We start from the raw sequence: 21,226 nt of genomic DNA on the forward strand, positions 1-21,226 counted from the left end.
ATGTTTAATTCTCCGCCTCGTTAAAAAAAGAGGCGGCGAAGTTGTTATACATACAGGTTCAAGCATTTCCGGTCCGCGAAAGACCTTTTGTTCGATCATCGTGGGAAATTCATTCGGGCACGATCTCGTGATGCGAAAAGGGGGAATCCGCGGCGATTGGGGCGGTATTCCTGAGCATTCGAATTGCCGTCTTTCCAGCAGGTTCTTCGTCGAAACAATTCGCTGCATGCCGCGCCAAGGCGTATTTCGCGCTGCGGCATTGGTTTTCCTTGCGTTCGCGGGCGGATCGGCGCGACCATAAACGACCGCCCGCACACCGGCGGACGGCGGCGCGGATCACGCTACGTCGAATGCGGCGTCGCGCGCTCCGCGGCCGGGCTGCATCCGCAGACCGGATAAACCAACGGAGGCGACACCATGGGAGAAGACGGTAAAGGGGGACAGGCCGGCGGCAGACGAGAGGGGCCCCGGTGCATCGCGATAATCGGGCCGTTCGCCAGTGGCAAGACCACACTGCTCGAGGCCATCCTCGCCCGCACGGGGGCCATTCACAGACAGGGGACGATTTCCGACGGAAACACCGTCGGCGACGGCGCGCCCGAAGCGCGCGATCATTCCATGAGCGTCGAGGTCAACGTGGCCGAGATCGACTATCTGGGGGACACCTATACGTTTCTTGATTGCCCTGGCTCCGTCGAGTTCCTGAGCGAGGCGGATGGCGTGTTGGCGGGCGTCGACATGGCGATCGTCGTCGCCGAAGCCGACGAGAAGAAGGTTCCCGCGCTGCAGGTGCTTTTGAAGAAGCTTGAGGATCGCGGAATCCCAAGGGTTTTATTCCTGAACAAGATCGACAAGACGACGATGCGCGTGAGAGATGCCCTGTCGCTGCTGCAGCCGGCGTCGAGCGTGCCGATGGTGCTGCGCCAGATCCCGATCTGGAAGGACGGCATCGCGATAGGCTTCATCGATCTCGCGCTGGAACGCGCCTTCGTCTATCGAGAACATGCCGAAAGCCTTGTCATCGACATGCCGGATGACGATCAGGCGCGCGAGGTGGAAGCACGCTTCGAGATGCTGGAGAAGCTTGCCGATCATGACGATGTTCTCATGGAAGCGCTTCTTGAGGATATCGCGCCCGGCAAGGAACGTGTGTTCGGCGACCTTGTCGACGAATTGCGCCAGGGCATCATCTGTCCGGTCTTCATCGGATCCGCCGAGCACGGCAACGGCATTCAGCGCCTGTTGAAGGCTTTGCGCCATGAAGCGCCGGACATCGAAATCACGCGTGAGAGGCTTGGCCTCGACAGCGGCGCGGATACGACGCTTCAGGTGCTGAAGACACTGAACACATTGCACGCCGGCAAACTTTCAATCGCGCGTGTGCTGACCGGTTCGGTCGGCGATGGCGAGGTGCTGCACCGTCACGACGGGTCGGAAGCCAAGGTTTCCGGCCTTTTCAGGCTGATGGGCCAGCAGGCGACGAAGCGCGAGCGCGCCGGTGTCGGCGAGACCGTGGGCCTTGGCAAGCTCGACAAGGTGCAGACCGGCGAAACGCTGGGCGGGTCGGCGCCGGCAAGGCAGCTATACACCCTGGAGCCGCCGCCGCCCGTTCTTGCGCTGGCTGTCGCGCCGAAGGAGCGCCGGGACGAGGTGAAACTGTCATCGGCTCTCGCCAAGATCGCCGAAGAGGACAAAGGCCTTATCGTCAGCCACACCCAGGATACCGCCGAGACGATCATCGAAGGGCAGGGCGAGATGCACCTTCGCGTGGCACTGGAGCGTCTGGCCGGCAAATACGGGCTTGAGGTCGAAAAGCGGCCGGCCCTCGTTCCCTATCGTGAGACGATCCGCAACGGCACCACTGTGCGCGGGCGGCACAAGAAACAATCCGGCGGCCACGGCCAGTTCGGTGATGCCGTTTTGGAGATACGCCCGCTCGAGCGCGGCGCGGGGTTCGTCTTCGACGACCGCATTACCGGCGGCGTCGTGCCGAAGCAGTATATTCCCGCCGTCGGCGAAGGCGTGAAGGAAGCGCTTCAGCACGGTCCGCTGGGCTTCCCCGTGGTCGATGTCGGCGTGACGCTGACCGACGGGTCGTATCACTCGGTAGATTCCTCCGACCAGGCGTTCCGCATGGCCGCCATCCTTGGCATGCGCGAAGGCCTGCCGCAGTGCAATCCCGTGCTGCTGGAGCCGATCTATCAGGTGTCCATCTACTGCCCGAACGATGCGACAGCGAAGGTCAACGCGATCGTGTCGTCACGCAGAGGCCAGATCCTCGGCTTCGACGCTCGCGAAGGCTGGAGCGGCTGGGACGAGGTGAAGGCGACGATGCCGGAAGCGGAGATCGGCGAACTCATCATCGAACTTCGCTCGGCAACGGCTGGTGTGGCCAGCTACACCAAGCGTTTCGACCATATGGCCGAACTTTCCGGCAAGACGGCGGAAGAAATATGCAATCGTTTCGGCCGCAGTCAGGCGGCGTAAGCCGCTGATGCTCCGCTGTCCGGCGACCTCCGATTGCCGGGCAGCCGCACTATCCGGCCTGCGGCGTAACGCCTACCGCCCGCCGCTGATGTAATTCACGAGTTGATCGATATCGAATTCCCTGTCGGTGACGAGGCTGCGCAGCACGTCGCCGATCGTCACGACACCGCAGATCTTGCCATGATCCAGAACGGGTAGATGGCGCACGTTCTTTTCCGACATTACGAACATGCATTCCTGGATCGTCTGTTCCGGGCGGAGAAAAAGACGATCCGTCCGCATGACATCCCGGATCGGAGTGCTGGGCGAGGCGCGCCCCTTGAGGAACACGTTCCTGGCGTATTGGCGCTCCGTGAAGATGCCCACATATTCACCGTTGTCGACCACGATCAACCCGCCAATGTCCTTGGCGGCCATTTCCTCCAGGGCATGAAGAACAGTGTCATCCGGTTGGATTGTCCAGACTTCGTGCCCCTTACTTTCCAGAAGATGGCGTATCTGTGTCATCGGACTGCTCCGAGCGTTTCAACCTGGAAAATCTATCGAAATAAAAATCTTTTGAGAAAAGGACTGGCCGCGAGGTTTTCGGATTTTACGCAAAATCCCATGGTCGGCTATTGAAGGCGCCCCGCGAATTTAGCCGGAAAGGCAATGATAAACGATCGCGGCTCTGCGGGCAAAGTCCGGTTTCATGATACGCCAATCGAGAAAAGGTGCTGGAAGTCCGGCGTTGCGTCTTCGGCGGGCCACGCAAGTTCTTTTGAAGTGCGTATGGAACTTGATCCCGGCGGCCATATCTTCCTGAGCAATCTGCATCCGGAGAGGAGGCCCACGTGAAGAGATTCCAGCTTGCCGCAGTCTTCGCGGTGGCATTTGCGCTGAATGCGGGTGCCAAATCCGAAGCCGGGGACGTCCATAATGCGGCGTCCGCGACATTCGGCGTAACGCGGATGACGCAGCCGCTCGACCACCCTTGGGGGTTCGATTTCCTGCCCGATGGCGCTGTTCTTGTGAATGAGCGCGATGGCCGGATGCATTATTTACCGCCGGATTTCGGACAAGTAACGCAGGTTGAAGGCGTGCCGGAGGTCAGGGCATCGGGGCAGGGCGGGTTGCTTGATCTGGTAGTCGCGCTGGATTTCGAAACGTCGCGTCGGATTTATTTCACCTTTTCCGAACCGGGGCCGGGCGGCGCCGGGACGGCGGCGGCAACTGCCGAATTCATGCAGGATGACGCGGGCCCGCGCCTTGAGAACGTACGCGTGATCGCGCGTATGACCAGGAAGACGAGCGCCGGGCGGCATTTCGGCTCGCGCATCGTGCCTGCGCCCGATGGCACGGTCTATGTCACGACCGGCGACAGGGGCGATAGCGACAGGGCGCAGGACCCTTTTGACCATGCGGGCTCGGTCCTGCGGGTGAGGGCCGACGGCTCGATTCCGGCGGACAATCCGTTTGCGGACGGAAAAAAGGGATTGCCCGAGCTTTGGTCCATGGGCCACCGCAACATTCAGGGCGCGGCTCTTCACCCCGACACGGGCGAATTATGGACCGTCGAGCACGGTGCGCGCGGCGGTGACGAGATCAACCGCCCCCAGGCGGGCCTGAACTACGGCTGGCCGGTGATCTCTTACGGCAGGCATTACTCGGGCGGGAAGATCGGTGTGGGAACCGCCGCAAAGGGTTACGAGCAGCCCGTGCACTACTGGGACCCGTCTATCGCGCCCTCCGGAATGGCGTTTTATACGGGCAATACGATCCCTGAATGGACCGGCGACATGTTCGTGGGCGCGCTCAAGGACCAAATGATCGTCCGCCTCGGGATCGACGCTGGAAAGGTGGTCGGCGAAGAGCATCTGCTCGAAGGCGACTACGGGCGTATCCGCACGATCAGGAACGGTCCGGACGGTGCTTTGTGGTTTTCGACCGACGAACCCGATGGCGCTCTCTACCGGATCGGTGCTGCGCCCTGAGGGTGTTTCGCCCTTTTCGTTCAACTGAGCTTGATTTGAGGCGGGCTGCTCCCCGCGCTACCTATTTTGCAAAGGGCAGGCTCGCGGACGTCTGTCCGCAACGTGACATACGGGCGGCAAACGGCCGGAAAAGAGTCAAGCTGGAGGGAATAATGCACATCCTGCGCAAAAGAAGCTGGGAAATCCCGGAATCCCAGGCAACACCCGAAGAGGTTTTCCTGAACCGCCGTTCGGTGCTTGCCGGCCTTGCCGGTGCGGGCGCGCTGGTTGCCGGTGGCGTGGGGCTGCCGCGTGCGGCGTTCGCGGAAACGGATCCGAGCGCGCATCTTTACCCGGCAAAGCGTAATGAGGCCTATACGGTCGACCGTGAACTGACCCCGGAAGACGTTGCCTCCAAGTTCAACAATTTCTACGAATTCGGCTCGCACAAGCAGATTTCCAGCGCCGCGCAAGCGCTACAGATCCGCCCCTGGGATATCCTCATTGACGGGATGGTCGACAATCCGCAAACGATCGCCATCGACGATCTTTTGAAGAAGGTTTCGCTGGAAGAGCGGCTCTACCGCTTCCGCTGCGTCGAAGCGTGGTCGATGACGGTGCCGTGGTCGGGCTTTCCGCTTGCCGATCTCGTCAAGCTGGCCTCGCCGAAAGCCGGAGCGAAATACATCCGTTTCGAGACGTTCAACGATCCGGACCTTGCCAGCGGACAGCGCGCCAGCTGGTATCCCTGGCCCTACGTCGAGGGTGTGACCATGGAAGAGGCGACCAACGAACTTGCCTTCATGGTTACGGGTGTATACGGCAAGTCGCTGCCCAAGCAGCACGGCGCGCCGATCCGCCTTATGCTGCCTTGGAAATACGGCTTCAAATCCATCAAGTCGATTGTGAAGATGACCTTCACCGACGAACGTCCGGTGAGCTTCTGGGAAGAGATCCAGGGGTCTGAATACGGCTTCTGGGCGAATGTGAACCCGGAAGTGCCACATCGCCGCTGGAGCCAGGCCCGCGAGACGGTCCTCCACACGGGCGAGAAGGTGCCTACACTGCTGTTCAACGGTTACACGGAGCAGGTTGCCCACCTTTACAAGGGGCTGGAGGGCGAACAGCTCTACATGTGAGTTTTATTGACAGCAGAACAATTTGGGCCGGTGCCTCGCGCGCCGGCCTTTTTTATGGGTGCTTGTATGAGCTGCCGATAAAAAGGCGGGGTGCTGCATGGCACCTGGGCAAAAGTCGATGACAGGATACAGCTGCCCATTTCATGGGCCCTTCCGCATATGTGATTTTGCGACGCAGCATAACTTGCCGTTTCACAGGAATGCATCGAATTGCGTGCACCTGCCATGCCTTCGCAGCACGAGCGACGATTTCGGCGCAACAAAAAATCGTTGAAATACAGACAAAAAAAGAGCCGGGCCACTTGGGCCCGGCAGTCTTGATCATACCGTCTCAAGACGGTGCAATCACCTTCCAGAGGGGAACAGCTGGCTGCATCAAGACGTCGCTGGGAGGAGGTAGCGACGAAGCAAACCAACAGCACCGCTTATATGCAGTGCACAAGCTGAATAAACAAGAGGCAGTGGTGCATCGCTGTTATGCATTTCCGGCATGTCTCAGCGTAAGTAAAGCGGTCATGGAATGGTATTGCATAAAAACGCGGCACCTGCCCGCAAGATGCCCGGCAGGTCCGAGGTGGCCCCTTTCCGTCATCAAGTTTCAAGGACGGCTGCTCAGAACGTCCAGCGTTCCGCATTAGACAGCAAAAAGTCCCGGAATGCGGCGATACGGGCGGTGTTCTTGAGTTCGGAAGGATAGACGAAATAGGTGTCGAACGTGGGCACATGCGCACCGGGCAGGACCTGCATGAGGCCGGAATCCTCCTCGATCAGGTAATCCGGCAGAAGCGCTATGCCCACGCCCCGCTGTACGGCCCGCTTTATGGCGACTACGTTGTTGATGCGAAGCACGCAGCGCCGCTTCTGGCCGGAAGGCAGGCCTGCCGTTTCCAGCCAGTTCATGTCGCGCAGATACATCGGCGCCTGCTCGCCGTAGGAGACGATCCGGTGGTTATCCAGATCTTCGATGGAAGTCGGCGTGCCGAAGCGCTGGATGTAGGAAGGGGCCGCGTAGAGGTGGAAATGCACGGTGAAGAGCTTGCGCTGGATCAGATCCGGCTGGGTGGGCTTCCTCAGGCGAATGGCGACATCGGCCTCGCGCATGCCAAGGTCAAGCTCGTCATCGTCGAAGATGAGGCGAAGCTCGACTTCCGGGTAAAGATCGACGAATTCATTCAGGCGAGAGGTAAGCCACGTCGACCCAAGGCCCACCGTTGTCGTTACCCTCAGCGTGCCTGACGGCTTTTCCTTTGTGTCCGTCAGCCGCGTCTGCACCGCCTCGAGCTTGAGCAGGACCTCGCGTGCGGTGCGGTAAAGCAGTTCTCCTTGTTCGGTCAGCAGCAGCCCGCGCGCATGCCGGTGAAACAGGGGCACGCCGAGATCGGCCTCCAGCGCGCTCACCTGCCGGCTCACGGCGGACTGGCTCATGTTGAGCGCATCGCCCGCATGGGTGAAGCTTCCCGCCTGTGCCGCCGCGTGAAAAATACGCAGCTTGTCCCAGTCCATAGGCATGACGCGAGTTGCCCCCTTTGCGAGCTCGCTAGAGCATCTTGAATGCGATCAACTTTCCCGTGCTCGGGTGACGCTACCTGAGCCCAGGTTAGCCTGGAGCATTCCCCCGACCGACCCGGGTCGTCCGGTCGATAAGAAATCGCTCCAGGATCAAAATCTTGAGCATGTACTTTTCGCCAAATCCGTTCGGATTTTGCGGGAGATGCTCCTGGAAGGCAGGCTATTCCGCCGCTTCGACTTCCGCAACGGGTTGTTCGGCAAGGAAACGCTCCGCCTCAAGGGCTGCCATGCAGCCCATACCGGCCGCCGTTACCGCCTGACGGAAGATGTCGTCGGTCACGTCGCCCGCTGCGAAGACGCCCGGAATGGAGGTTCTGGTGCTGTCGGCTTCCGTCCAGATGTAGCCGTTTTCCTTCAGCTTCACCTGGTCCTTGAACAGTTCGACCGCCGGCGCGTGGCCGATGGCGACGAAAAAGCCCTCCGCCGAAAGCTCGGACGTTTCGCCGGTCTTGACGTTCCTGATGCGCGCGCCGGTTACTGCCTTCGGCATGCCGCCGCCGAGGATTTCCTCGACAACGCTGTCCCAGACCACCTCGATCTTTGGGTTCTTGAAGAGCCGGTCCTGCAGGATGCGCTCGGCACGCAACTCGTCGCGCCGGTGAATGAGCGTCACCTTGGAGGCGAGGTTGGCAAGGTAAAGCGCCTCTTCCACCGCCGTGTTGCCGCCGCCGATCACCAGCACTTCCTTGCCGCGGTAGAAGAAGCCGTCGCAGGTTGCGCAGGCCGAAACGCCCGCGCCCTGGAATTCTTGTTCGGACGGAATGCCGAGCCACTTCGCCTGGGCACCGGTCGCGATCACCAGTGCGTCGCAGGTGTAGGTCGTGCCGCTGTCGCCCTTCAGCGCAAAGGGGCGGGTGGAGAGGTCGGCCTCGAGGATCGTATCGTAGATGATGTTCGTGCCGACGTTTTCCGCCTGCTTGCGCATCTCTTCCATGAGCCAGGGGCCCTGGATGGGGTCTGCGAAACCGGGGTAGTTTTCAACGTCCGTGGTGATCGTCAACTGGCCGCCTGGTTGAATTCCCGTGACGAGCGCGGGTTCCAGCAGGGCGCGCGCCGCATAGATCGCGGCCGTGTCGCCGGCCGGCCCGGATCCCACAATAAGAAGTTTGTGGTGCTGGCTCGCCATGGTCTTCGTCTCCTTAATGTTCCGTTTTGTCCGTTTCGCCACGCTGTGCCTTGAATGCCGAAACGATGGCCCGTGCGATCTGCGAAGTGGAATTGACCGGCTCGTAGGTAGTGGTTTTCAGCGCCCCCGGAAAGGGGTGAACCACCCCCATCGCGGACATTTCAGCGAGAAAGCGGTTGATTTTTGCATGACCGCCACCTGGATGAAACACATGCACGGGCCGGCCTGTTGCCGCCGCCTCGCCGATCATGTTGGTGGAATCGGCCGTGGCGACGATCGCATCCGCATTGGCAAGATATTGGATCAGCGGGTTTTCTCCCTTTCCCTCCCAGAAGAGATGAGGCCCGGTTGCGGCAAGTTTGCGCAAGCTTTCGGCAAGCGCTGGCGGCGTGCGCCGCGAAGCCGTCATCATCAGCGACACCCCGTCATCCGACCATGTCTTCAGCCCTGAGACGAAGCGGCGGACATCGTCCGGCGAAAAACGGTGGTGGCGGCTGTCGCCTCCCGCAAGCACCGCGACGCGCGGAGAGGGGAGGGCGGCGATTTCCGGAAGCGGCGGCCGGCGGGCCTCATCGAGCCTGGATTCGAAGATGCGATGCGGAGCCGTGACGGTGACCATCACGTTCGGCCCGCGCAAATCATCATGTTTTGCCACCCAAATGAAATCGGCGGCTCGCGTGCCGGTTCTCGGATCTTTCAGAAATACGGTGAAGGTGCGCCCGCCGCTTGCCTTCGCGATGTGGCGCAGATAGGCGACCGCACGGCGGCCGGATGCTATCACGATGTCGGGAAAGGGCGCGGCAAGCGGACTTCCGGGCTTTTCTGAGGCATCGCGCGGGTCGATAGGGCCCCATGGCATTGCCCAGGCGAATGGCGCGCGCGGCGAAACGCGGCGCACTTCGAAAGGCGCGCCAAGCGCTTCGGCAACGCCGATACACTGCGCCTCGTCGCCGGCCTTGCCGTCGGTCAGCACCCATACGGAAGCGACGCCGGCACTCGCGGCATCCGGCTTTCCTGTTTCGTATTCTTTCCGATTCATGCGCGGGATTGTTATTCTATTGCACGTTTGCGCAAAAAATCATAATGCCATGACTTCCGCCAGCCATTGTGTTGCGCCGATTCCGGTAGGTGTGTGCGATTTGCTGCCGGAGAAAGCCGGCACTCCCGCCAGGCTTTGTCATATTTTACCTTAGGAGACCAGAGTGAAGGCCCGGCTCGATGCGATCGATTGGCAGATCCTGAAGGAACTGCAGGAAGACGGCCGCATGACGAACGTCGAGCTTGCTCGCCGTGTCGGCATATCCGCGCCCCCCTGCCTTCGCCGCGTGCGCGGGCTGGAAGAGGTTGGCCTCATCCGCGGGTATCGCACCTTGCTCGACGAAAAGAAACTCGGCTATGACGTCACCGCCTTTGCCATGGTCGGCCTGCACAGCCAGACGGAGGCCGATCTTCTTGCGTTCGAAGAGCAGGTGAGTTTGTGGCCGATCGTGCGCGAGAGCTACATGCTGTCGGGCGAAGTGGATTTCCTGCTGAAATGCGTGACGCAGGACCTGCAGACGTTTCAAACCTTCATCATCCGCGACCTGACCGCCACGCCCAATGTGGACAGCGTGCGCACCGCCCTCACGATCCGTCGGACCAAGGATGAGCCTGTCGTTCCGATCGATCTAGGCTGAGGCGGTGCGCCAGGGACGCGTTCGCGCGGGGCTCGCTCCGGAATCGCTGCGACGTAACATTCAATTGCACAGCAAAGCCAGAACGGGCGGCAAATGCCGCCCGCGTGAACGATACCCTGTTTCGAACCGTTAGCCGAAGGCGACGGCGATAATCTCATAGGCACGCGCGCCGCCGGGCGCCGCGACTTCCACCGAATCGCCAATGGACTTACCGATCAGCGCCCTGGCGATGGGCGAAGAAATAGACACTTTTCCGGCTTTAACATCCGCCTCGACATCGCCGACGATCGTGTATTTCTTCTCCTCGTCGGTGTCTTCGTCGATGAGCGTCACCGTCGCGCCGAACTTGATCGTGTCGCCCGACAGCTTAGAAACGTCGATGATCTCCGCCCGGCCAAGCTTGTCCTCCAGTTCGGAGATACGGCCTTCGTTGTGGCTCTGCTGCTCCTTGGCGGCATGATATTCCGCGTTTTCAGAAAGGTCGCCATGGGCCCGCGCTTCCGAGATCGCCTGGATGATGCGCGGCCGCTCGACCGACGTGCGCTCCTTCAGTTCCCGCTCCAGCATGGCGTAGCCGGCGGCGGTCATCGGGACTTTTTCCATGGTCTTTGACCTTCAGTATTTTGCGCCTTCAAGGCGCATGCACAAACAAAGATAAAACCCGGTCCGGGAATTCCGCCCGAACCGAGGCTCGTACGCTTATTTAGCGAAGCGTGCATTCGCTCGCCGTTTTCCCGGCTTGCGGGCACGCTTCTATGTTCCAGGGTGCCTGGCCGCCCCTTCCGCATCCTGCGGCGATGCGGGTCAGCCTAGGCGAAGTAGGACTGCAATGGTCTCACTTCAAGATTGCCGGACTTGTATGCTTCGATGCCTTTCGCCGCTGCAACCGCCCCTGCCATCGTCGTGTAGTAGGGGATCTTGTGCAACAGCGCAGCTCTGCGCAATGACCGGCTGTCGGAAAGAGCCTGCGCGCCTTCGGTTGTGTTGAAGACGAGCTGGACATCTCCATTCTTGATAGCATCAACGATGTGAGGCCGGCCTTCAAGCACCTTGTTTATCTTGGTGCACTGAATTCCGTTCTCCTCGAGAAATCTTTGCGTGCCGCTGGTGGCGATGATGGAAAACCCGGCGGCTTGCAGGCGCTTTGCCGGATCGAGAGCGCGTTCCTTGTCCGCGTCGCGAACGGAAATGAAGACGCGGCCTTCGGTCGGAACCCTTGTACCGGAACCGATCTGCGATTTGGCGAAAGCGGCCTCAAACGTGCCGTTCAGCCCCATTACCTCGCCCGTGGAGCGCATTTCGGGGCCGAGCACCGTGTCGACGCCTGGGAAGCGGGCGAAGGGGAAAACCGCCTCTTTCACCGCGATATGGTCAAAGGTGTTTTCCCTGAGCCCGAAGGAGGCTAGCTTTTCGCCCGCCATTACGCGCGCGGCGATCTTGGCGATCGGCACGCCGATCGTTTTGGCGACGAACGGCACAGTGCGGGAGGCGCGCGGATTGACCTCGAGCACGAAGATGTCGCCATTGAGAATGGCGAATTGGACGTTCATCAGCCCGCCCACCTGAAGACCTTTCGCCAGGGCCTTCGTCTGGCGCTTGAGTTCTTCCAGAACGTCTTCGCCCAGCGAGTAGGGCGGCAGCGAGCAGGCACTGTCTCCGGAGTGGATGCCGGCTTCCTCGATATGTTCCATGATGCCGCAGATAAAGACGTCCTCGCCATCCGACAGCGCGTCGACATCGACCTCGATCGCGCCGTCGAGGTATCGGTCGAAGAGGAGCGGATTTTTGCCGAGGACGGTGTTGATCTGTCCGGTCTTGTCGTTGGGGTATTTCGCGCGCACGTCGCCCGGGACCAGTTCGGGCAGCGTGCCGAGGAGATAGGAGTTCAAAGCCTCCTCGTCACGGATGATCTGCATGGCGCGGCCGCCGAGCACGTACGACGGACGCACGACGGCGGGCAGGCCGAGGTCGGCAACGACGAGACGGCTTTGCTCGACGGAATAGGCGATGCCGTTGTCAGGCTGCTTCAGATCGAGCTTCCAGAGAAGCTTCTGGAATCGGTCGCGGTCTTCGGCAAGGTCGATCATGTCCGGCGCGGTGCCGAGGATAGGGATATCCTCCTCGACAAGCGCCTGGGCGAGTTTGAGCGGCGTCTGTCCGCCGAACTGGACAATCACGCCGTGCAACGTGCCTTTCGACTGCTCCAGGCGAATGATCTCCAGCACGTCTTCGGCCGTTAGCGGTTCGAAATAGAGCCGGTCCGACGTGTCGTAGTCCGTGGAAACGGTTTCCGGATTGCAGTTGACCATGATCGATTCGAAACCGGCGTCGTGCAGCGCGAAAGCCGCGTGGCAGCAGCAGTAATCGAACTCGATACCCTGGCCGATACGGTTGGGCCCGCCCCCGAGGATGACGACTTTGTTGCGCTCCGAAGGCTCTGCCTCGTTTTCAAGCCGGCCGGCGAAGGGCACCTCGTAGGAGGAATACATATAGGCGGTTGGCGAGGCGAATTCCGCCGCGCATGTATCGATGCGCTTGTAGACGGGGTGCACGTCAAGGCTGCGCCTGAGCCTGGCGACATCCGCCTCATTCAAGCCCGCGAGCGTGGCAAGGCGGGCGTCGGAAAAACCCATGGCCTTCAGCCGGCGCAGAGGATCGGCCGTTTGGGGAAGCCCGAACTTGCGGACCTTCTCCTCCATGTCGACGATCGCCTTGATCTGCTCCAGGAACCACGGATCGATCTTGCAGGATTCGTGAACTAGGTCGAGGTCGGCGCCTTCGCGTATCGCCTGGGCCACCTTCAGAAGACGGTCGGGCGTGGGCGCGCCGAGGGCGGCGCGCATCGCGTTGCGGTCGTCGCCCTGGCCAAGGCCGGGGATTTCGATTTCGTCGAAGCCGGTCAGACCTGTTTCGAGGCCGCGCAGCGCTTTTTGCAGACTTTCCGTGAACGTGCGGCCGATCGCCATCACTTCGCCAACGGATTTCATCGCCGTGGTCAGCGTGGGTTCCGCGCCGGGGAACTTTTCGAAGGCAAAGCGCGGGATCTTGGTGACGATGTAATCGATCGTCGGCTCGAAGGAGGCCGGCGTAGCGCCTCCCGTAATGTCGTTTTCAAGCTCGTCGAGCGTATAGCCGACGGCAAGCTTTGCGGCGACCTTGGCGATCGGGAAGCCGGTCGCCTTGGACGCAAGCGCCGAAGAGCGCGATACGCGCGGGTTCATCTCGATGACGATCAGCCGCCCGTTTTCCGGATTGACGGCAAACTGCACATTCGAACCGCCGGTTTCCACCCCGATCTCGCGCAGAACCGCAAGCGAGGCGTCGCGCATGATCTGGTATTCCTTGTCCGTCAGCGTCAGCGCCGGCGCGATGGTGATTGAATCGCCGGTGTGGACGCCCATCGGATCGATGTTTTCGATGGAGCAGATGATGATGCAGTTGTCCGCCTTGTCGCGAACCACCTCCATCTCATACTCCTTCCAGCCGAGCACGCTTTCTTCCACCAGCACCTCATTGGTGGGCGATGCGTCGATGCCCCGCTCGATGATGTCGAAATATTCCTCTCGGTTGTAGGCGATGCCGCCGCCCGTGCCGCCGAGCGTGAAAGACGGGCGGATGATCGCCGGCAGGCCGACCGTTTCCAGGGCCTGCACTGCCTCGACCATGTCGTGCGCCAGCACGGACGTCGGCGTTTCCAGGCCGATCTTGTTCATTGCCTCGCGGAAAAGCTCGCGGTCCTCAGCCTTGTCGATCGCCTCGGCGGTGGCGCCGATCATCTCCACACCGAATTTTTCGAGCACTCCCATCTTGCGCAGCGACAAGGCGCAGTTGAGCGCCGTCTGTCCGCCCATTGTCGGCAAAAGCGCGTCCGGGCGCTCCTTTTCGATGATCTTGGCAACGATTTCCGGAGTAATCGGCTCGATATAGGTCGCATCCGCCAGTTCCGGATCCGTCATGATCGTCGCCGGGTTCGAGTTGACCAGGATAATTCGGTATCCCTCGTCCTTCAGCGCCTTGCAGGCCTGGGTACCGGAGTAGTCGAACTCGCAGGCCTGACCGATGATGATCGGGCCGGCGCCGATGATGAGAATGGAGGAAATGTCGGTGCGTTTGGGCATCGTCTGCTCGCAAAAATCCGAGCGCGGGTCGCTTTTTTCACCGCGCTGGGGAGAGGGTACGGTTTTTTCGTCGGCTGAGCGGGCCTTATATGCAAAAAAAGACGTTCGGGAAACCCTATAGGCAGGTGTCGCGCTACGGAATTTTCCGCATGTCCACGTACTAGGCTTTGGAACGTCGCGGAGCGACGGGATCGGCCGCCTGGCCGGAACGGTCATTCCACTGCCGGTCCTTGTTGGAATCGACGCCGGTGGCAGGTTTTCCAGAAGGCTGCTCGAGGGGCGCGCGCACCGGCGTCGTGCCATCGAAATCGCCGATGCCGTTCGACAAGGCGTAGCAGGCCAGGCGGATCGCCTTGGGAATCTCCACCGGGCGGCCGTTGCGATCGCCTTTTTCGTAGTATTGGATCATCCGCTTTTTCAGTCCTAGCCGTTCTGCAGCGTCCTTCTGTTTCAGCCCGAGCGCCTTCCGCCAGGCGCGGAACTGGTCCGGGCCCATGAAGGGTGCTTCCTTGTTCTTGCGGTCCGTCCTGTTCATCGATGCATCTACGGGCTGCACGCCTTTTCCCTCGATTTGGAAAGGCTTTCGGCGGTTTTTGCGATAACGCAAATTGTGCGACCTGACATCAATCGGACGTTCGTTATGCAAAGTCAATCTTGTCAAGGATTTGTATCCGTTATGCGGGGTCCGGCGCGGGTAAGGGTTGCCATCGCAGAAAGTTGATCGATAGACCGGGAAAGCAGGCGTTAGGCTTGTCATTTGCAAAACCGCCTCGAAGTTATTGATTACTGAGCGACAAGCATGCTTGAAAGGACCGCCAGCGACACCAAGTTCGGCTCGCTTCTCACGGGTGAGGACCGCGAAGCGCATCTGATCCGGGCGCGTGAGCTTGTGGGATTGCCGCACTATTGCGCGATGCTGAAAATCCCGCTGTCGCCATTTTTGAAACAGTATCAGCTCAGCAACATTCCCGCGCAGCCCCCGCTCGGCAGCTACATCCGCCTGGACGATTTTTGCCGGCTGCTGGACGCTCTTGCGACGCGTGCGCGGCGTGAAACCTTTTCGCTCGACTGGACGAAGTGGTTGATAGAGAAAACGCCCGATCCGCTCGACTGTCAGGGCGCGGATGATACCGTTTGCATGGCGGCGAGTTACGCGCCCGATTTACGCTCCGCGATCGATGTCCTCGCGAGTTTCGCTTCGGTCAGCCACGATCTTGCGATGGCCGAATGTGTCAGTGAGGGGGCGACGACGGCGCTGCAATGGGCGTTTCCGCCCTCGATCAGTTGCCGCAATCAGATCACCGATCGCATCGCCGGCGCGTATTGCCGGAAGCTCTCCATGTTGGCGGGCGACACCGATCTCGTCGTGAGCGTGGAGCTCAATCGCGACAGGCCGGTCGATGCCGGGCCGTATCGGGAGTTTTTCGGACCCAATATATCTTTCAATGCGCCTTTCAACCGGATACGGGTCAAGACGTCTGCTTTGGAAACACCCAACCCGCGTGCCAACAACGACATCTTCTGTGCCTTGAACGAATTGAACCGGCGGCGTCTTGCGGACAAGCGCAGGGCACATACCCTCGTGGAGCGAACCTGTGAAGCTATAGCCGCGGGTCTGGACGATCCGGATCTGACCCTGTCGAAGGTGTCGCGCAAAATGGCTTTGAGCGAACGTGGTCTGCAGCGCCGTTTATCGGAAGAAGGTGCGACGTTCCAAATGCTTCACGACAAGGTTCGACGGAAGGCAGCCGAGGACCTGCTCACGGCGAGCGATCTTTCGATCTCCGATATTGCCTACCGGCTGGGGTTCAAGGCTGTGGGTAATTTTACCCGCGCCGCCCGCCGCTGGTTCGACCGTTCGCCCAAGGAATACCGGAAGGACAGACAAGCCGCCGCGCAATGGTGACCGTTCGCGAAAAGCGAACCTCGACTCGCGCACCCGCTTTCGAGGCGACGGAGTTTGAACGGTGCTTCGGGCCCGGATTCCGTGAAACCGGTCGACTTTGGGGTTAAATTCGACGTTACAGGCGATGTAACGTCGGAAATTTTCGCGATTACGACGGGTTATCGAGGTCTTCATGGCATTGCAGAAAAACGCCGTTACGGGAAGTAATGCGGCCGCGGCGTAGCTATCCGTTATGTCATGTTGGATTGTGTTTGATTATGTCCTTGGGAGAGGCCGATAATATCAAGATTATTGTAAATAAAAAACAAATATGATATCTATATACATAACTTCTATTATAGAAGTAAGTAAGATTTTCGGTATCCGGTTCGATGTTTGTTATCCTGATAACAAATAAGACTATAGATATAACATTCGATCACATAAATTTTATGATGTACCTATGGATAGATAAATTGTAACGCGTTTAAAGATAACAAATTGGCGTGAAATGAAAAAGCATGTAAATGCATAGAGTGCCATAGTCTTGCCAGATCCGGTGCGGGGTGCGGCTGCCGCAAGCCGCACCGATCGAAAAAAAGACGTTTTCAGACGGGCAAACATGGAACGGGCAATACGATGAGTAACCTGGCAACGAAAATTCTGGATGCTCCCGACATCGCGGGGCCAATCGTCAAGGATGGTGGTGAAGAAAAGCTCCTCGCCATTTCGGAGATGTCGGACCTGTTCGACGTCACCTTGCGCACGCTGCGCTTTTATGAAGAAAAGGGCCTCCTAAATCCGGTGCGCAAGGGCGCGAGGCGCTACTATCGTCCGCATGACGTAAGCCGGATGAAGGTCATCCTTCAGGCGAAAAAGATCGGATTGACGCTTGGTGAAATCCGCCGCGTGATCGCGATTGTGGAAGGGAACCTGCCGCGTATCGAGCAGTTGCGTCAACTTCGCAAGATTTGCGCCGATCAGGAGGGGATCCTGCGTGAGCATCAGGCTCAGGTCGACGAGCAGATCTCCGAGATGCAGGGCGTGGTCGCCTCGCTCGATACGTTGATCGATGCGGGTGGCGACGCTGCCTGATCGAGCCGATGCCGGCGACAAGTGGCATCATGAACCGAAAACGCCCGGCCGAAGATTTCGGCCGGGCGTTTTCGGTTTAATTCATTTTGACGGTTGTCAGCGTTCCGCTTCCGCTTCGAGGCCTTTGCGCGCGCGCATGAGATTGGCGAAGCGGCGGAACAGGTAGTGACTGTCGCGCGGGCCCGGCGATGCTTCCGGGTGGTACTGCACGGAGAATACAGGCCTGTCCTTGAGCCGGATGCCGCAGTTCGAACCGTCGAACAGCGAGACATGGGTTTCTTCCAGCGTGCCTGGCAGGCTTTGCGTATCGACCGCAAATCCATGGTTCATCGAGGTGATCTCGACCTTGCCGGTGGTGCGGTCGAAAACCGGGTGGTTTGCGCCATGGTGGCCCTGATGCATCTTCGCGGTCCTGGCGCCAAGTGCGATCGCAAGCATTTGATGGCCAAGGCATATTCCGAAAATCGGCAAGCCATTGTCCACGACGCTACGGATCGTCCCGACCGCGTATTCTCCCGTTGCGGCCGGGTCGCCCGGCCCGTTCGACAGAAAGACACCATCGGGGTTGTGCGCCAGGACGTCTTGCGCGCTTGCGGTGGCCGGCAAAACGGTGACCTTGCAGCCCGTGTCGGCAAGAAGCCGCAGGATATTGCGCTTGATGCCGTAGTCGATAGCGACGACGTTGAAGAATTCCTGCTGACGGCGGCCAAAACCGTTGCCCCAGACCCAGGGCGTTTCGTCCCAGGAAAAGCTTTGCGCGGTGGTGACGTCCCTGGCGAGGTCCATCCCGTCAAGGCCGGGCCATGCACGCGCGGCCTGTTTCAGCGCTTCCATGTCGAAAACACCATCGGGCGCATGAGAGATTACGGCGTTGGCGAGCCCTTTTTCGCGGATCAACGCCGTAAGCGCACGCGTATCCACGCCGCAAAGGCCGATGATGCCGCGCGCCTTCAGCCAGGCGTCGAGATGTTTCGTGGCGCGGTAATTCGAAGGATCGGTTATGTCCGCCTTGAAGATGGCGCCGCGCACTCCGGAAGACGAGGCCAGGTTGACGGTCTCGATGTCTTCCTCGTTGGCGCCCACGTTGCCGATATGAGGAAAGGTAAAGGTGATGATCTGGCCGGCGTAGGACGGGTCGGTCAGGATCTCTTCGTAGCCGGTCATGGCGGTATTGAAGCATACCTCGCCGACAGACTGCCCCGTCGCGCCGAGGCCCTGTCCTTCAATGACGGTTCCGTCGGCGAGAATGAGTACGGCCGTTGTCGGCGTCGCGGACCAGGCGTCAGCGCTCGTCATGTCTTGCATTCTTAATCCGGTTGATGACATCATGCGCCTCAACGCTCCGTAGTCGGCCTTTGGCACCGATTCGCCGGTCGACATGGAACGGGGCGCATCAAAGCCGGCACTCTAGGGGATACGACCGTAGCGGTCAACCACGAGGTCACTGAAGAAAATTCCGCAAAATCAACGGATTAGCCATATCGTTGGAGGGATTTTTCTGGCAATTGCCGTTTGGTGAGCCAAATTTCCCGACAGCCGGTGGAGCATTGAATGCGCGAAGAGATCAATTCCGCCCTGCAGGACGCGCTTGAAAAAGGCGAAAAAGGGCGCGCGGCGACGTTGCGCCTCATCCAGGCCACGATACGCGACAGGGACTTGCGTTCCCGGGAAACGGGCGGGGACGGCCTGTCGGATGTCGAGGTGATCGAAATTCTGCGCAAGATGATGCGCCAGCGCGAGGATTCCGTGCGCGACTACGAGGAATCGGGCCAGCTGGAGCTGGCCGAGCAGGAGCGGCAGGAAAGCGAGATCATCCGTGAATTCCTGCCGCGTCAGTTTGACGAAGAGGAAATGCGTCAGCATTGCGAGAATGTGGTGCGCGATATCAATGCCCACGGGCTGCGCGACATGGGACGTTGCATGAGCGCGTTGAAAGAGCGCTTCCCCGGCCAGATGGATTTCACTCAGGCAAGCTGCGTTGTGAAGGATCTGCTGCGCAGCGAATAGCGCCGCAAATCCTCGTTGGCAAAATCAGCAGCGAGAAACCTTCTGTTGAACGTGGTAGGGTGTTCGCGTAAAGCGGACCCACCGTGATCGACTATGAGGAAATGACGTTGCGTGAATCTCTGACTCAGTTACGCTTTCGAATCATAGACATCCAAGGTCTGTGACTGCGGGGCTTCGATAGTGATGCGATTCTCGCCTTCATTGCTGGATGAAATTCGCGACCGTATGCCGCTATCGGATGTGGTTGCGCGCCGTGTGAGTTGGGACAGGCGCAAGACGCAAGCAGCACGTGGCGACTTCTGGGCCTGTTGCCCGTTTCATCAGGAAAAGACACCGAGCTTCCACGTCGACGACAGGCGCGGACGCTACAAATGTTTCGGTTGCGGGGCGTCGGGTGACCATTTCCGTTTCCTCACCGATACGGAGGGCCTGAGCTTTCCCGAAGCGGTGGAGCGTCTTGCCGACCAGACGGGCGTCGCCTTGCCCAAGCCCGACCCGCAGGCGGAAAAGCGCGAGCAGCGCCGCGCGAGCCTTGCTGAAATCTGCGAGATGGCGGCGAGGTTCTTCCAGGCCGAGTTCGCGACATCCAGCGGTACCGCGGCACGGGATTATTGCGCCCGGCGCGGGTTGAAGGCGGAGACGCTGAAGGAATTCCGCTTCGGATTTGCGCCCAATGGCCGTGATGCCCTGAAGCGCCATCTTATTTCCAAGGGGGTGGACGAGGCGGATATGATCGAGGCCGGCCTGGTCATCAAGCCGGATGACGGGCGCGCAAGCTACGACCGCTTCCGCAATCGCCTCATCATCCCGATCCAGGACGACCGCGGCCGCGTCGTGGCCTTCGGCGGGCGCACGCTTGATCCGGACGGGCAGCCGAAATACCTGAATTCGCCGGAAACGCCGCTCTTCCACAAGGGCGCGCTGGTCTTCAACGCGCATAGAGCGCGGGAAGTTGCCTTTCAAAGTGGCCAGCTTATTGCTGTGGAAGGTTATCTCGACGCGATATCTTTGTGGCAAGCTGGAATAGGCTACGTAGTAGCTACACTTGGAACAGCATTTACTGAAGAACAAATTCGTAAGATGTGGCGCATGGCCCCTGAGCCAATAATTTGCTTTGATGGGGATGCTGCGGGCAAAAGTGCGGCCGAGCGTGCGGTCGATCGGATTTTGCCAAACCTCAAAGGTGGCTATTCATTCAACTTTGTTTTTATTCCCAATGGCCAAGATCCTGACGATGTAGTTCGTTCCGGCGGAGCCAAGGAATTCCTGTCGATATTGTCGGGTGCGCTGAACTTTAGCAATTTCTTTTGGGAACGCGAAACCGCGAATGTAAATATCGAGACTCCAGAAAGAAAAGCGGCGCTTGAGGCCTCCATTTACAAGCATATAAATGCCATAAAAGATGACTCTGTAAAGCATAAATATAGGATAATGTTTCGCCTAAAATTATCCCATTTATTCTGGGAGTCAAATGTAGGCAAAAGGAGAAGAAATAATCGTGTGCTAGGTGTCGAGGCGCCAGAAGGAAATTTGGTTCCATATGAGCGCCTTGTTCTTGGAATGTCGGTTGAATATACTGAGATTTATCTTCAGCATATGGAGAGAGTGAGTCGAATTACATTTTCAGAAAAAAAGTATAATATATTTAGAGATGAAATATATAAAGTAGTTATGAAATTTAACGATCTCTCGGTAATTGATTTTTACGAAGAATTGGCACCCCAGTTTCATGAGGTTCTCGATGAAGTTTATGGGCGTAGAAAACTGATTGTAAATGATATGGAGATTTATGAATATGGTTATCGGCTGAAGCAGAGAATGAAGATATTAGAATGTAATCCAACTGATGATTTTGTCGAACATTGCTATCTTCATTTTGTGTCAAGGTTAGAGATTCGCGAAATAGAGCGAGAACTTGACCTTGATACGGGCGATATTAGCGATGAAGAAATAGACGAGGCTCAGTGGGAGCGGTTTCAAGCTCTGATTATGGAGTTAAATCGCTTGCGTGAAGAGTACCATCGTGACGATGCGACAATTGCTGAATGGGCTAAGTCTTTCTCGAAGTTCATCCACAGGGAGCACACAGACTATAAGGAGTTGGTTGCGTGATCTCTGGCAATCATGAACTCGCCGAGCGAGGCCGCCGACTGCGCGAAAGCGGCCAGGCGG

Annotated in this window: 16 protein-coding genes; 8 read left to right on the forward strand and 8 right to left on the reverse strand. The window is 59.0% G+C overall.

What is annotated here, in order from left to right; genetic code table 11:
- Nucleotides 1–417: 417 nt before the first annotated feature.
- Entirely contained in the window at nt 418–2,487 is a 2,070-nt protein-coding gene (locus HPQ64_RS08380; RefSeq protein WP_172887896.1) for an elongation factor G, read from the forward strand.
- 72 nt (nt 2,488–2,559) lie between these two features.
- Here the strand turns inward: HPQ64_RS08380 and HPQ64_RS08385 are convergent, their stop codons facing one another.
- Nucleotides 2,560–2,994 (reverse strand): CBS domain-containing protein, encoded by a 435-nt coding sequence (locus tag HPQ64_RS08385; protein ID WP_172887897.1) that lies wholly within the window; start codon nt 2,992–2,994, stop codon nt 2,560–2,562.
- Nucleotides 2,995–3,320: 326 nt separating this feature from the next.
- Here HPQ64_RS08385 and HPQ64_RS08390 point away from each other — a divergent pair, with 326 nt between their 5' ends.
- Entirely contained in the window at nt 3,321–4,460 is a 1,140-nt protein-coding gene (locus HPQ64_RS08390) for a PQQ-dependent sugar dehydrogenase (RefSeq protein WP_343035953.1), read from the forward strand.
- Between the two features lie 152 nt (nt 4,461–4,612).
- A complete protein-coding gene (gene msrP / locus HPQ64_RS08395; protein WP_172887898.1) occupies nt 4,613–5,578 on the forward strand; it encodes a protein-methionine-sulfoxide reductase catalytic subunit MsrP in 966 nt (321 codons plus the stop codon).
- Nucleotides 5,579–6,190: 612 nt separating this feature from the next.
- Here the strand turns inward: msrP and HPQ64_RS08400 are convergent.
- The 3 genes from HPQ64_RS08400 to HPQ64_RS08410 all read right to left on the reverse strand — a co-directional run bounded on the left by HPQ64_RS08400 (nt 6,191) and on the right by HPQ64_RS08410 (nt 9,312).
- The gene (locus HPQ64_RS08400) at nt 6,191–7,081 is read right to left on the reverse strand and encodes a LysR family transcriptional regulator (protein ID WP_172888576.1); all 891 of its coding nucleotides are present in this window, start codon (nt 7,079–7,081) and stop codon (nt 6,191–6,193) included.
- A 226-nt stretch (nt 7,082–7,307) separates the two neighbouring features.
- Nucleotides 7,308–8,273 carry a thioredoxin-disulfide reductase gene (trxB, locus tag HPQ64_RS08405; RefSeq protein WP_172887899.1) on the reverse strand — a complete coding sequence of 322 codons (966 nt, stop codon included), beginning with the start codon at nt 8,271–8,273 and terminating at the stop codon, nt 7,308–7,310.
- Nucleotides 8,274–8,286: 13 nt separating this feature from the next.
- Nucleotides 8,287–9,312, reverse strand: coding sequence for a mitochondrial fission ELM1 family protein (locus HPQ64_RS08410; RefSeq protein ID WP_172887900.1), 1,026 nt, complete (start codon nt 9,310–9,312; stop codon nt 8,287–8,289).
- Nucleotides 9,313–9,475: 163 nt separating this feature from the next.
- Between HPQ64_RS08410 and HPQ64_RS08415 the strand changes: the two genes are divergently transcribed.
- A complete protein-coding gene (locus HPQ64_RS08415) occupies nt 9,476–9,949 on the forward strand; it encodes an AsnC family transcriptional regulator (protein ID WP_172887901.1) in 474 nt (157 codons plus the stop codon).
- Between the two features lie 129 nt (nt 9,950–10,078).
- Here the strand turns inward: HPQ64_RS08415 and greA are convergent, their stop codons facing one another.
- The 3 genes from greA to HPQ64_RS08430 form a co-directional block, all read right to left on the reverse strand.
- Complete coding sequence (greA, locus tag HPQ64_RS08420) at nt 10,079–10,552, reverse strand: transcription elongation factor GreA (RefSeq protein ID WP_172887902.1); 474 nt, start codon at nt 10,550–10,552, stop codon at nt 10,079–10,081.
- Between the two features lie 206 nt (nt 10,553–10,758).
- Entirely contained in the window at nt 10,759–14,067 is a 3,309-nt protein-coding gene (gene carB, locus HPQ64_RS08425; RefSeq protein ID WP_172887903.1) for a carbamoyl-phosphate synthase large subunit, read from the reverse strand.
- A gap of 160 nt (nt 14,068–14,227) precedes the next feature.
- A complete protein-coding gene (locus HPQ64_RS08430) occupies nt 14,228–14,563 on the reverse strand; it encodes a helix-turn-helix domain-containing protein (protein WP_172887904.1) in 336 nt (111 codons plus the stop codon).
- Nucleotides 14,564–14,866: 303 nt separating this feature from the next.
- Between HPQ64_RS08430 and HPQ64_RS08435 the strand changes: the two genes are divergently transcribed.
- Nucleotides 14,867–15,973 (forward strand): AraC family transcriptional regulator, encoded by a 1,107-nt coding sequence (locus HPQ64_RS08435; protein ID WP_172887905.1) that lies wholly within the window; start codon nt 14,867–14,869, stop codon nt 15,971–15,973.
- Between the two features lie 618 nt (nt 15,974–16,591).
- Complete coding sequence (locus HPQ64_RS08440) at nt 16,592–17,047, forward strand: MerR family transcriptional regulator (protein WP_172887906.1); 456 nt, start codon at nt 16,592–16,594, stop codon at nt 17,045–17,047.
- 96 nt (nt 17,048–17,143) lie between these two features.
- Here HPQ64_RS08440 and carA read toward each other — a convergent pair whose 3' ends face one another.
- On the reverse strand, nt 17,144–18,343 hold the full coding sequence (gene carA / locus HPQ64_RS08445; protein ID WP_172887907.1) for a glutamine-hydrolyzing carbamoyl-phosphate synthase small subunit: 1,200 nt from the start codon (nt 18,341–18,343) through the stop codon (nt 17,144–17,146).
- Between the two features lie 255 nt (nt 18,344–18,598).
- On the opposite strand from carA, the gene HPQ64_RS08450 reads away from it, so the two are divergent.
- Both HPQ64_RS08450 and dnaG read left to right on the forward strand, forming a co-directional pair.
- Nucleotides 18,599–19,054: a GatB/YqeY domain-containing protein gene (locus tag HPQ64_RS08450; protein WP_172887908.1), complete on the forward strand. Its 456-nt coding sequence runs from the start codon at nt 18,599–18,601 to the stop codon at nt 19,052–19,054.
- Between the two features lie 201 nt (nt 19,055–19,255).
- Complete coding sequence (gene dnaG / locus HPQ64_RS08455) at nt 19,256–21,166, forward strand: DNA primase (RefSeq protein ID WP_210260134.1); 1,911 nt, start codon at nt 19,256–19,258, stop codon at nt 21,164–21,166.
- The last annotated feature ends 60 nt before the right edge of the window (nt 21,167–21,226 follow it).

This window comes from Hongsoonwoonella zoysiae (assembly GCF_013266695.1).
GTDB classification, from domain to species: Bacteria; Pseudomonadota; Alphaproteobacteria; order Rhizobiales; family Stappiaceae; genus Hongsoonwoonella; species Hongsoonwoonella zoysiae.

Coding starts and splice junctions, on each gene's coding strand:
- HPQ64_RS08380 (WP_172887896.1), top strand. CDS start 418: ATGGGAGAAGACGGTAAAGGGGGACAGGCCGGCGGCAGACGAGAGGGG.
- HPQ64_RS08385 (WP_172887897.1), bottom strand. CDS start 2,994: ATGACACAGATACGCCATCTTCTGGAAAGTAAGGGGCACGAAGTCTGG.
- msrP (WP_172887898.1), top strand. CDS start 4,613: ATGCACATCCTGCGCAAAAGAAGCTGGGAAATCCCGGAATCCCAGGCA.
- HPQ64_RS08400 (WP_172888576.1), bottom strand. CDS start 7,081: ATGGACTGGGACAAGCTGCGTATTTTTCACGCGGCGGCACAGGCGGGA.
- trxB (WP_172887899.1), bottom strand. CDS start 8,273: ATGGCGAGCCAGCACCACAAACTTCTTATTGTGGGATCCGGGCCGGCC.
- HPQ64_RS08410 (WP_172887900.1), bottom strand. CDS start 9,312: ATGAATCGGAAAGAATACGAAACAGGAAAGCCGGATGCCGCGAGTGCC.
- greA (WP_172887902.1), bottom strand. CDS start 10,552: ATGGAAAAAGTCCCGATGACCGCCGCCGGCTACGCCATGCTGGAGCGG.
- carB (WP_172887903.1), bottom strand. CDS start 14,067: ATGCCCAAACGCACCGACATTTCCTCCATTCTCATCATCGGCGCCGGC.
- HPQ64_RS08430 (WP_172887904.1), bottom strand. CDS start 14,563: ATGGGCCCGGACCAGTTCCGCGCCTGGCGGAAGGCGCTCGGGCTGAAA.
- HPQ64_RS08435 (WP_172887905.1), top strand. CDS start 14,867: ATGCTTGAAAGGACCGCCAGCGACACCAAGTTCGGCTCGCTTCTCACG.
- HPQ64_RS08440 (WP_172887906.1), top strand. CDS start 16,592: ATGAGTAACCTGGCAACGAAAATTCTGGATGCTCCCGACATCGCGGGG.
- carA (WP_172887907.1), bottom strand. CDS start 18,343: ATGACGAGCGCTGACGCCTGGTCCGCGACGCCGACAACGGCCGTACTC.
- HPQ64_RS08450 (WP_172887908.1), top strand. CDS start 18,599: ATGCGCGAAGAGATCAATTCCGCCCTGCAGGACGCGCTTGAAAAAGGC.